9 protein-coding genes are annotated in these 11,774 nt (G+C 68.0%); 5 read left to right on the forward strand and 4 right to left on the reverse strand.

Going from position 1 to position 11,774, the window contains the following annotated elements; translation table 11 throughout:
* Positions 1–226: 226 nt before the first annotated feature.
* Positions 227–1,540 (forward strand): SGNH/GDSL hydrolase family protein, encoded by a 1,314-nt coding sequence (locus ACFXJL_RS24690; RefSeq protein ID WP_384695705.1) that lies wholly within the window; start codon positions 227–229, stop codon positions 1,538–1,540.
* Between the two features lie 205 nt (positions 1,541–1,745).
* On the opposite strand, the gene ACFXJL_RS24695 is transcribed toward ACFXJL_RS24690, so the two are convergent.
* On the reverse strand, positions 1,746–3,263 hold the full coding sequence (locus tag ACFXJL_RS24695; protein ID WP_384695708.1) for an alpha/beta fold hydrolase: 1,518 nt from the start codon (positions 3,261–3,263) through the stop codon (positions 1,746–1,748).
* A 466-nt stretch (positions 3,264–3,729) separates the two neighbouring features.
* Here ACFXJL_RS24695 and ACFXJL_RS24700 point away from each other — a divergent pair, with 466 nt between their 5' ends.
* Both ACFXJL_RS24700 and ACFXJL_RS24705 read left to right on the forward strand, forming a co-directional pair.
* Positions 3,730–4,392: a hypothetical protein gene (locus tag ACFXJL_RS24700; RefSeq protein WP_384695710.1), complete on the forward strand. Its 663-nt coding sequence runs from the start codon at positions 3,730–3,732 to the stop codon at positions 4,390–4,392.
* Between the two features lie 579 nt (positions 4,393–4,971).
* Positions 4,972–5,622, forward strand: a complete 651-nt coding sequence (locus ACFXJL_RS24705) for a hypothetical protein (protein WP_384695713.1) — start codon at positions 4,972–4,974, stop codon at positions 5,620–5,622.
* 170 nt (positions 5,623–5,792) lie between these two features.
* Here ACFXJL_RS24705 and ACFXJL_RS24710 read toward each other — a convergent pair whose 3' ends face one another.
* Positions 5,793–6,614: a lipase family protein gene (locus ACFXJL_RS24710; RefSeq protein WP_384695715.1), complete on the reverse strand. Its 822-nt coding sequence runs from the start codon at positions 6,612–6,614 to the stop codon at positions 5,793–5,795.
* Positions 6,615–7,893: 1,279 nt separating this feature from the next.
* Between ACFXJL_RS24710 and ACFXJL_RS24715 the strand changes: the two genes are divergently transcribed.
* Positions 7,894–8,580 carry a hypothetical protein gene (locus ACFXJL_RS24715; RefSeq protein ID WP_358882078.1) on the forward strand — a complete coding sequence of 229 codons (687 nt, stop codon included), beginning with the start codon at positions 7,894–7,896 and terminating at the stop codon, positions 8,578–8,580.
* A 135-nt stretch (positions 8,581–8,715) separates the two neighbouring features.
* Here the strand turns inward: ACFXJL_RS24715 and ACFXJL_RS24720 are convergent, their stop codons facing one another.
* Positions 8,716–8,859: a hypothetical protein gene (locus tag ACFXJL_RS24720; RefSeq protein WP_358882077.1), complete on the reverse strand. Its 144-nt coding sequence runs from the start codon at positions 8,857–8,859 to the stop codon at positions 8,716–8,718.
* A gap of 1,094 nt (positions 8,860–9,953) precedes the next feature.
* On the opposite strand from ACFXJL_RS24720, the gene ACFXJL_RS24725 reads away from it, so the two are divergent.
* Positions 9,954–10,544, forward strand: a complete 591-nt coding sequence (locus tag ACFXJL_RS24725; protein WP_358882076.1) for a lytic polysaccharide monooxygenase auxiliary activity family 9 protein — start codon at positions 9,954–9,956, stop codon at positions 10,542–10,544.
* Positions 10,545–10,777: 233 nt separating this feature from the next.
* Here the strand turns inward: ACFXJL_RS24725 and ACFXJL_RS24730 are convergent, their stop codons facing one another.
* Positions 10,778–11,473, reverse strand: coding sequence for a ribonuclease H (locus tag ACFXJL_RS24730; RefSeq protein WP_384695719.1), 696 nt, complete (start codon positions 11,471–11,473; stop codon positions 10,778–10,780).
* Positions 11,474–11,774: the final 301 nt, after the last annotated feature.

Consider the following 11,774-nt stretch of genomic DNA (forward strand, 5'->3'; position numbering starts at 1 on the left):
GTCGACGCCCGGCTTCCCTCCGGGGAGAGGTGGTCCGGTCGACCGTATCCGGGCAGGAGGATTCGACGTCGCGAAGCGTCGGATCCCGGATGTTCCGGTCGGTCCAACTGCCCTGCCCTATAAGGGGTTTGTTCCTTTGCGTCCGAGGTCTCCATGAGCCATTCCCCTCGTGGAGACGGGCCCGGTAGGTTCGCCGCACCCATTCCCTGAAGGAGTCCCCTTGCGCATGTCGAATCGACGCGTCCGTCTGTCCGCCCTGGGCACCGCCGCCCTCGTCGTAGCGGTCGCTTCGCCCGCCGCCTCGGCCACTTCGGTCCCATCCGGATCGGACCACTCTGCGCGGAAGCAGAGTTGGACGGGAGCCTGGGGGTCCAGCCTCTACCGCCCGGCGGCGCCCCTGCCCTGGTCGTGGCCCAACTGGTCGTGGGACGGCTTCACCGATCAGAGCGTCCGCCAGGTGGTGCGGATGAGCACCGCAGGCTCGGAGGTCAGGGTCCGGGTGTCCAACCGGTTCGGACAGCAGGCGCTCCGCCTCACCCGGGCGACCGTGGCGAGAACCGCCGAAGGGGCGGCAGTGGTCCCGGGGACCGTTCGGTCGCTGCGGTTCGCGCATCACACCGACACCGTCGTGCCCGTGGGGGCGGATCGGTACTCGGACCCGGTACGACTGTCGGTGCGGCCCGGAGAGAGCCTGACCATCACCCTCTACTTCTCCGGTGGCACCGGGCCCGTCAGCTTCCACGAGGACGGACTCACCACGTCCTATCGCGCAACGGGCGACCTCACGCACGACACGACCGGCACGACGTTCGCCGATGACATGGGCCAGTCGCGCTATCTCGTCTCCTCGGTCGATGTGCGGGGAGTGCGAAACGAGGGAGGTGTCGTCGCGTTCGGGGATTCCATCACGGACGGTTGGGGCTCCACGCCCGACACCGACCGCCGCTATCCCGACCGGCTCGGCGAACGACTGCTGGCGGACGGGCGGCGCCTCGGTGTCGTCAACGCCGGCATCAGTGGGAACATGCTCCTCACCGACTCGCTCTGCTACGGCGACAAGGGGATCACTCGGTTCCGTCATGATGTGCTGGGGCAAGCGGGGGTCCGTACCGCGGTGGTCCTGATCGGCATCAATGACATCGGTGGCGGTGGACTCCCCGATTGGGGTTGTGGAGTACGCCCGGTCGTCACTGCGGACGAGGTCATCGAGGGTCATCGAGCGCTGATCCGGGCGGCCAGACAGCGGGGGGTCACGGTCATCGGCGCCACTCTCACGCCCTTCAAGACGTACGCCGGCTACTACACCCCGCAGAAGGAGGGGGTCCGCGACGCCGTGAATCGGTGGATCAGGACCAGCGGGGCGTACGACGAGGTGGTGGACCTCGACCGGGTGCTGGCCGATCCCCGCCCCGGCCACGGTGATGAACTGGCTCCGGTGTACGACTCCGGGGACGGGCTGCACCCCAACGACGCGGGTATGGACGCGATGGCCGAAGCCGTCAGCGACCAGGTCCCCGAGGGGCGGGCTCGACGGTCCTGATGCCGTCCGGCCCGCAGGCCGGGCGAGGTCCACTACCTCGCCCGGCTCGGCGGGAGCGAGTCCAGGGCGGAACTCGACCCGCGGCGGACCCGGTCCCTGTCCTCGGGAAGAGGGCAGGGACCGGTCCTTCGTCACTCGCCCTGCCTGGCGGGCCGGTGGACCGAAGTCCCGGCCGGGCCCGCAGAACCGGGGGCGACCAAGCAGGTCAGCGGATCGGCAGTGGCCTCGGCCCAGCCGTGCCCTTGCGCAGCTGTTGTGCCGGGTTCGCCTGGCAGCTGACGTCCTTCGCGGGCAGTTTGCCCGTCGTCAGATAGGTGTTCGCGATGTCCTCCGCGCAAGTGCTGACGCCCGTTCCGTACACGCCGTGGCCCTCGCCCTCGTCGACGGTGACCATCCGGGCCCCGTCCAGCGCTCGACGCAACCCGTGCGCGTTGCTCAGCGGAGTCTGGGAGTCCCACTCGTTCTGGAGGATCAGCGCCGGTACGTCATTGTCGACGACGGTGGTGGGCTCGGCCGTCTTCCCCCAGAACGCGCACGGCGCGATGTTGGAGTTGTAGTCGCCGTAGAGGGGGTAGCGGACCGTCTCACGGACCGCGTCCTTGCGATAGGTCTCGGGGTTCTTCTGCCATGCCACGTCACCGCAGGCGACGGTCCAGAACATGGCGGTGCCGTTGTCGTCCCATGCCCACAGCGGCGGCAGCTCCGGAGTAGGTTCGCCGGCCGCGGCCTTCTTCAAGTTCACGACGGCCTCGGCACCGGCGCGCACCTTGAAGAAGGCGGTACGCGTGTTGGCACGGATCTGGGTGCCCGTGAGGAGGGTGCTCCCGACCCTGATGGGTTCGCGGTCGGCCTGGGCGACGATGCGCCAGAAGCTCTGGGAGACCTCTGCCGGGGTGTCGCCGAGCCCGTAGGTGGCTGAGCGTGCGGCGGTCCACGAGGCCCACCGCTTGAATGCCTGCTCGGCCGCGGGTGCCCAGGTCCGGAAGCTGTCGCGCCACACATCGGCGGGGTCGACCGCACTGTCGAGGATGAACCGGTCGACGCCACGGGGGAACATCTGGGCGTAGACGGCTCCGAGGTAGGTGCCGTAGGAGTACCCCAGGAGGCTGATCTTGCGCTCTCCCAGCGCGCCCCGGATCACATCCAGATCGCGGGCGGTGTTGCGGGTGTTGAACTGCTGGAGGAACTCCTCGCCGTACTTGTTGCGGCACTTGTCGGCGATGCTGCGGGTCACAGCGACGTGCTGGTCGAATGCCTGCGGTGTGTAGGCGCGCTCCCCGTCCAGCTCCGCGGGGTTGAGCCCACAGGTGAGCGGGCTGCTGCTGCCGACGCCACGCGGGTCGAACCCAATGAGGTCGTACCGCTCCTGCACGGAGGCGGGGAAAGCCCCGTGGAGGTAGGCGGGCATGTCCAGACCCCAGGTGCCGGGGCCGCCGGGGTTGATGAGGAGCACCCCACGGCGCTTGGCCGGGTTGGTCGCGGCGATCCTGGATATCGCGATGTCGAGCTTCTTGCCGGTCGGTCGCCGGTAGTCCAGCGGCACCTTGACCGTGGCGCACTCCAGCGAGGCCGGCAGGGTGGGACCGCATCCCTGCCAGCTGAGCTTCTGCGGTGCGTGGGCGGGTGGGGGGACCGCGCTGGGAGCGGGCGCGGCCGAAGCCGGGGCCGTGGCGAGCGCTGGAGCCAGCGTCGCCATCAAACTCACCGCAAGCGCGGGGGCCATGCGTCTTACCTGCACGACGTCGATCCTTCCGTTCGGCGTGTCAAACAGGTCGGCCCTGGTGGGGCGGGGCCGTTGTGGCACATCATTCACCCTTGGACGAAATTTTCGAACTCCGGTCCGATAAAAGGTAGTTAGGACCTGAAGACGAACGGGACGGATTCAGGACAGATGCCGAATGCCATGGTTCCGAGACGGATCGGGACACCTGCCCCGGCCAATGCCGAAGCCGATGCCGTGCAGCGGCGGACCCGTCACCGCGGAACACCGATCGGTTCCCTCCCGTAATGGTTAACGCTCCTCGGACGACGCTGCCCACGCCGGCCCGCCGCCCGCCCGCTGCGCCGGGTTGGTGCGCGACCCACAGATCCGGGCGGGTTCCGCGCCAACCCCTCGCCACTCCCCGCGCAACCGCCGAGGATGATGGGGCGTCCGTATGTGCGAACGAACATGACGCAGGGGGCGGATGATGGTCAGGCTCGATGCACGGGGCGCAGCGGGAGCCGCGTTGGCGGCTGCGCTGCTGGTGACAGGCTGTGGTGGGAGCGGGAAGGACGACGGCCAGCCGGATTCGGGCACGCACGACCGGGCGAAGACACTGACTCAGGCCGAGATCAAGGCCGTCCTGCCACAGGCATCCGACCTTCCCGGTTCCAAGAGGAACAGTTCGACGGTCCTGGACTTGAGCGCGGGCTCCGACAAGCGCCCGTGCGCGGGCGGTCAGCTGGGGAAGTGCGTGGCGGCGAAGGGAGTGGGAACCACCGTCCTGACGAAGGAGGGGGAAGGTGACTTCAGTTTCACCGTCTTCGCCCATCGCGACACCGAGGCGGCGAGGAACGCCTACCCCTTCCTGTGGAAGGACGCCGCCACGGCTTGGATCATTCCGCCAAAGAAGGCCGAGATCGGGAGCCCGGGGGATCAGAGCGGCGCCCGGCGCGGCGAGCACAACGACGGCCTCGGCTCGTACATCCAGATCCGGGTTGGCCCCACACTGCTCACGATCAAGACGAGCAGTGGCGTTGCGCACGAGCCTCACACCGACAAGCAGCTCAAAGAACTCGCGGAGATGTTCACCCAGCGGGCCCGTCAAGCCCATGACGGAGATTCCCCCACCGCGTCCCTCCGCGACTGAGTCGCGCCCCTCTCGTTGCCGAGAGCTGTTGCACCGTCGGTCCATCGGCTCCGGATCCCGCGGACGGTGCGAGGCCGCGTCAGCCCAGCAGTTCAGCGACCCGTGGACCGGACGCCGTCGGGGCGAGGACGCCCGCTCCCCAGAGTTCGGCCGTCACGGTCCGGGGGTTGCGTACTCCGTCGAGGCGAGTGCCGCCCCACGCTGATGCGCCGTACACCGACGCGGACGAACTGCTCGACGCTCTGCCCGCCCGTCTGCGCCGACGCGCTCACCGGATGCAGTGACAGACGGCGATCGCTGGCCCGAACCACGGGCAGTGATGTGGTGCGCGCAGGCGTACGCCCCGCTGGACGTGCCGCCAGGCGCTGGATCGTCATGCCCATGAGAAGGCGTACGGCCGGGTTCGCTGCGGGATCGCACCTCCCGACTCATGGCCGACGGCCCGTCCGCGTGCAGGGGCTCTGCGGGGCTCGTGACACACCACCGCACGCCGCCGTGTGCGCCCTGACGCGTCGGGGCTGCGTCACATCATCGTAGGAGGGCCATGCGAAGCCCCCACAGGCCGTGCGAAGGAGAATGATGAACCACCGCAGTGAGATGTTCGCTCTACAGAGCGTCGAGGGATTCCTCGACTGGGAAGAGCTCTCCCGTCTGAACAAGATCATGGACGGGGAGGCAGCCGCATGGGAACCGGAGATCCACGCTGCGGTGCTCCCCGCTCCCGCACTCGCGGTGGACATCCTCAACCAGGCGATGACACGGGCTCTACCGGCCATCCAGCGGGCAATGCCGTCGATCGCGGATGCAGCTTCGTGGGCGTACACGCATCTGTCGTCCGGGCAGGAGATACCCGCGAACCTCGATGGCATCATCGAAGATGCCGTGGCACCCACCCGGGTCGGGCGAATCGGGGTGGTCATCTCCGAAGCGGACGAGGGCGGCCGGTTCTCCGTTGAGCCCTTGTCCGAAGGGGTCCTGCGCGCCGGGGTTCGTCCGGATGATCCCGAGTGCGCGCCCGGGACCTTACGGCCGGCGGTGGGACCCCTCCCGCACGGCAACAGCCCCGCCGCGCCCCCATCGCTGGTGCGCACCCGATGGACCTGCTACGCGGGACCGGGCGTGGCCATCGCCTACGGGGCCCGACTGGTTCCCGGCGTCTCTCCGGTCAGACGTGGCGTGTTACGCAGTTTCGTCGGTGATCTCGTCGACACTCCACTGTCCTCGTCATGACCGCCCGCAACGGTTCTTTCCTGGTCAGCAATCGCCAGGGTTCGCGGTTCACGGCCCTGGGTTCGCGGCTGCCGGTTTCAGACGGGTGTCGGTGGGGGTGAAGCCCTGCGCGAACGACACCCGCACGGCGGGTCGGCCGCTCCCGGTGCCCGGGAAGAAGGTGAACGTTCTCAGCCGACGCTGTTCTTGAGCGCGGTGACGTAGTTGAGGATCGCATGGTCCCGGACACCGTCACTGGCCGGCGCCAGGGGGTCGGCGATCAACCCCCTGGCGCGGTCGGCAACTCCCGTGAGCAGGGAGGTCGAGGTGTGAATCGCCCCCCGGGAGTCGATGTAACGCATGCCCGCCGTGTGGGTGTAGGCGGGCTCGGGCGGCAAGTGGGGGACGATGTCGTTGTTGTTGACGAATCGATGGAGGCGCTGCGCTAGGCCACGGTTGCAGGCTGCGGCCAGGAGGCGGTCACAGGTCCGTGGTTGACCGAAGGTGTAGATGCCGTCCGCGGTCAGTTTCGGTTGCTCCAGGTGCAGACGCGCACCGGCCAGCATCGCCAGCGCGCCACCTAGGCTGTGGCCGGTGAGCCACACCGTCTGCCGCCCGGTGCGGAACTCTTCGATGGTGCTGCGCACGGCTGGGTACACCGAATCGAGTGCTTCGCCGAAGCCGTAGTGGATGTACCCGGTGCTCGCAGGCCCCGGCCATGGCGGGGTGGTCGCGTCGGAGAGCCAGTCGCGGATCTGTAGGGGCTCCGTGCCCCGGAAGGCCGTGATGATCATACGGTCACTGGCGATGGTGAACGCCTGGGTGTCGGGGAGGGGGAACGGTGGGGTGAACCGTGAGCGATGGTGACGCACCTGCTCGAAGCCCCACTGTTCGGCTTGTTCTGCGACGGCGGTTTCGTCTTCGTAGGCCAGGGCCGCTGCCTGCACCAGGCCGTAGGCGTGGGTTGGGCTGTAGCCGGTGGCATGGTGGTCGATCCCGGAAGTCACGGGCACGAGGGCTCTCCCTGTACGAGTTGTGCGGGTGGACCCGATGGTCCGAGCCTCACTCGCTGTTGGTCCTGGATCTGGTTCGCTGCGACAAGAAGGCGGGGCGGGTTGTCACACTTCCGCCGCAACCCTCGTCGGAACCCGGGCGGCGCTTCGAAGCCTCATCGCAGCCAAGAGGCACCGAGCCGGGTGACACGGTCCATTGCAGCCTGCGGGATCCGAACCTGGTTGCATTCACGTTCCTGCTGGCGCGCCGGCGCGTGCCGCGGCTCGTCACCGATGCCGTCCGACGCGATGCTCGTCCGGGAGATCTCGTTTCACATTGAAACAGCCCAATGAATCCGGCCGCTCCCGGGCATTGTGTACGGATATCCGCTCGCCGGCGCCTTCCGCTTCGGGCTCCCACCACGCTGGGCCGTGACACAGCCGCGGTTGCCTCCACTCGATCGGGCAGACATCGCGGAAGCCGGGAGGACCCTCGGTACAGCTGTCAGAAAACGGGCCGCCGTTCCCGGTGCCAGAAGCTCCAAGACTCCGAGGGGCATGGCGACTCGCCTTGCGCCGCTGCGGATTTCCTGGTGCGGCGAACCATGGGGCGACGGCAGGTATCGCGGCTCGGGACATGGGTCGAGTCGTTCGCCGGACTCGTTCCTGCTGTTCTTCCGCTGCGATCCCAAGCCAGTGCACGGCACCGCAATTGGTTCACGCCGAGCACGATCGGGAGGTTCCGGTTGACAGTACATCAGCTTACGGAAGTGAGTTGCAGCACGTTCACTCGAAGGGGAGATGGTTGCGTATCTCTCACCGGGAGGCGGCGAATTTCCCACCCCCTCGCTTCTGTGTTCGTCATCCAGAAGGCATCTCGACGCCCCCCAGGACAACAAGTCACATGATTTCCCGAGCATGGACAGGAAGGTGCAGAAGCGCAGGTGAAACAGCTCAACTCACCTTCCCTTCCCTCAAGGTCTCCGACCCACTCCGGAAAACCGCAGCTCAGCGATGCTTTTCGAGAGGCTGGGGCATCTTGCCACTGTCGGGAAGTATCTGTGAGAAGCTGACTTCGCATCGTCCCCACCATGGGGATCGATTCCGTGTCGCTACGATCCACTCGCCCCCTTCACTTCCTTGCACGGCTCGTGTGCCGACAGGGGCTCGCTTCGGCAGTCACCGCGGCCCCGCACGGCACGACTGAGCACACCGGCCGTTTGCCGGTCACAACACCTCAGCTCTACTCTTCATCACACCTCGCTTCACACGCGCTACACGACCCCCACGGGAAGGCACCATGACATCGTCGAACAGTGCAACTGGCAGCATCGAGACAACCACCGCGTTGCTCCAGGACGAACTGCCCCAGCTGGAAGAGCAGCAGCAGGCCCTGGAGAAGGAACTCGCCGCGGTCACTGAGCGGCTCGAATCGGTTCGCGGTGCGCTCGCCGCGCTCCAGAACCTCTCCACCGCGGCCATCCCCGCTCAGCGAGCGGAGGTTGTGGCAGCGCCCGAGCCCACCGCCGTGGAGCCCACGGCCGCGCCCGAGGTCTCCGCCCCCGCGGAGCCGGAAGCGGCCCCGGCCGTGGAGAGCCCCGCGCCCGCGAAGGCGGCACCCCGCAAGTCCCGCAAGGCACCTGCCAGCACGAAGAAGGCCGAGACCAAGGTCGCGCCCGCGCCCAAGCGTCGTACGGTGAAGAAGGTCGTCGAGGCAAAGCCGGCGAAGGCGAAGAAGGCGACCGCAGTGGCGGCAGCCGAGCCGGCGGCGGCCCTTCAGGACTCAAGCGGCCTGACCGACCAGGTCATTGCGGTCCTGGTACAGCACGCGGACAAGCCCCTGCGCGCCAGGGACGTGGCCCAGGCCCTGGGGCGCGACGAGTCCGCCGGAGCCATCAACACGGTCCGCAGCACTCTCGACCGACTGGTCGCCACGTCCCGTGCACACCGCGCGGGCCGCGGTCTCTACCAGGCTTCCGACAACTGACCCCCGGTCCCGTGGCGCTGGCTGCTCCTGTATCCCGCCATGGACCGATGGTTCGACAGAACTGCGCCGGCCGACATCAGACGGCCGGCGCAGTTCTGTCGCTTTGGGCCGTCGCCCCGTAGGGCGGCCCGGGCCTCATGCGTCCGGTGTGACCACGCCCTTGATGACTTCCACCTTCTTGTCACCCGCGGACTTCGCCTGTGCCGATGAACCGAACCCCACGACGGCGACGGCCGCCACGAGGACGGCGGACAGCACGGTAGTCACTCGTCTGCTCATCGCTCCCCCTTCTCGATGGACTCTCGCTGTATCTTGCAGGCAGACTCCCACCCCCGCTGACCTCGCCACAAGCCCCGCGCCCCAGGCGCGGAACACGGCGCGTGCGACCCTCAGGAGCCTGCAACGAAGGGAGTTGCCGAGGTGTCGATGGAGCGCCGACGCAGAGCGACGCAACTGATTCCAACTGGGGATCTTCACACCGCACGCCGGTGAGCATCAAAAGCGCAGGCACTTTTCACACTATCCGGAAGCCCTGGTGCACTCCCTGGGTCCTCCATGACCGTCCGATGCCCTCCGGGGCTCACACCGCGTTGTTCGGGCCACGGAGATCAGCCCCCGATGTACGCACCGGAGAGGGCACGGTCTCCACCGTTGCTTCGGCACCACGCCGGTCAGCCTGACCGTGGCGCGGCATGCCCTTGGTTCCCTCCCGCAGTGCGGCCATGTTCCCTTCCGGGAATCGTCACCACGAGCAACCGCCGGACGGCGCTGGGCAGAAGGAAGGTGACACGCCATGCAAGGAGGCTCCGGGAAGCTCACCTGCCCCGTCACCGTCGTCTCCCCGGGTCGCCTCTGTCGTCTCCGCCGTTCACCTTCAGTTCAGGTGAGCCGGCTCATCCGCGTCGTGCACCGCGACTGCCGTGAATGGCTGAGTTCAGCTACGGAGTCCGGCTGCCGACGGGGCCCTCAAACACGCGTGGATGGGTCTTCGGGCACTCCGGTCCGCCCGCGCGGGCGGCGACCCAAGAGGCCCGCATAACCTCATCTGTAACTCCCACCACGGTCGCAACATGGACACTTTGACCTCCCATGGGGTGTTCATCCCCCACGAGAGCAGGGCAGTTCCGCTCTTTCGGGGGCCCCGCACCCATCAAACTGGAATCATTCATTCTGGGTCGCGGAGGGCTTCCGTCGACCCCACCCGCAAGCGTCTCGGAGGGATCGATCACCCCTGGCGCCGACGGTGGACACACCCAACAGGCGCGACTAGTCTCCAACTTGGTCTAGACCGGAGTAGGTCTAGACCCCACTGCGTTGAGCTCGTCTGCCCCACCAGACTCGCAGCACCCCCACACCTCCACCAGGAGCGAAGTATGCGCAGAAAGATCACCTCGTCACTGCTCGGCATCGGCATGATCGGTGCCTCCCTCCTCGCCGCATCCGGCAGTGCCCACAGCCACGGCGCCCCCGACTCGCCGATCAGTCGCCAGCAGCTCTGCTACGACGGAACCGTCCTGAACTGCGGGCAGATCGAGTGGGAGCCGTGGAGCGTCGAGGGCCCCAAGGGATTCCCGTCCCGTGGAGCTGCCGACGGCAGCATCTGCTCGGGTGACAACGGCCGCTTCTCCGAGCTCGACGACCCGCGGGGCGGAGCCTGGCCCACCACCTCGTTGAGCAGTGGTCAGAGCCTCACCTTCAAGTGGAACATCAGGGCTCGCCACGCCACGACCAACTTCAGCTACTACATCACCAAGGCAGGCTTCAACCCGAACAAGAAGCTGACCCGGGCGGACCTTGAGCCGCAGCCGTTCCTGACCGTGCCCTTCGGCGGTCGCCAGCCCGGTGCCGTGGTCACCCACACCGGTACCCTGCCCCAGAAGACCGGCAGGCACCTGATCCTCGGTGTGTGGACCATCGCGGACACCGACAACGCCTTCTACTCCTGCTCTGACGTGAAGTTCTAAGGAACCGTCGAGCACCAGGGGTGGGCGGCCGAGCAGTTGGGCGGGTCCGGGCGCACCACGAGTGCGGCCGGACCCGTGCGCCCAAGCCCGGTGAAACGGGCCCCGCCACCGACGTGTGGAGCACGATCGGCAGAAGGGCCGACGTCCATGTGACGGGCACCGGACGTGTCCGGCGGACGGTAGGGGAACGACCGTCCCTCCAGAATCCCCGACCAGCCGTGCCGTACCGCCGCCTAGGCGGGGCTCGAAGCGGCGACGCAGGCGGGGTGGCCCCAGCCCTCCGGATTCTTGCTGATGCTCTCGCCCTTCGCATAGGGCTGACCGCAGCGACAGCGGCCGGCGAACCTGGCCTTCACCGAAGCGCCGGAGCCCGGCGCGCGCGACCGGGCCGGTCGGGGTACACCGCCGCCAGGAGTGCCCGCACGGGGTGCGGGCGTGGACTCGGGTGGTGGCAGTGCGGATCCCAGGGCAGTACCGATCGGTTCCTGGGTGCGGGCGCAGTGGCTGGCAGCACGGTCGGCCGCGGCGTTCAGGGGGTCACCGTCCACCTGGTGTGCCGGTGTGAAGACGAAGTCGACCTTTCGCCCGGTCAGCAGTTCGTCGATCGCAACGACCAACTCCTGGTTGGCCACCGGCTTTCCGGACGAGGTGCGCCAGTTGTTGCGGCGCCAGCCGGGCAACCAGGTGGTGACCGCCTTCATCGCGTACTGCGAGTCCATCCGCACCTGGAGTGCAGCCGTGGGTTCGGTGGCCCGGAGCAGTTCCAGCAGGGCGGTCAACTCCGCCACGTTGTTCGTGGTCTTGCCCAGTGGCCCGGCCTGCCAGCGGTGCACTCCGTGCTCGGTGTCATCGGCGATGACCCAGGCCCAGGCGGCGGGACCCGGGTTGCCCTTCGATGCACCGTCGCACGCCGCGATCAACTCAGTCATCCCCTGATACTGCCATCATCCGAGCGGCTTTCCGTACCACGTGTCCTGGCAGCAGCGGGAGCGTCGCACCTCGGGGAGGCATCGTCCGGCCACCGGATGCAAAGGGGTCGGGCGAGGAGACCGGTACGGCGGACGGTGGCGGACGGCAACAGCCCTTCAGCTCGGGCAGCTCGGGCAGCTCGGGCGGCTCGGGCAGTGTCGAATCAGCGGAGTGGGGGGGGGGGGGGGGGGGGTGCGCGCCGGGGGAGAAGCGGCGGAGGCACGGGAGGGCGCGGGGCGGAAGGGATGGGCCGAGAGGCGG

Origin of the sequence: Streptomyces sp. NPDC059256 (genome assembly GCF_042753785.1) — a bacterium.
Taxonomy (GTDB): Bacteria; Actinomycetota; Actinomycetes; order Streptomycetales; family Streptomycetaceae; genus Streptomyces.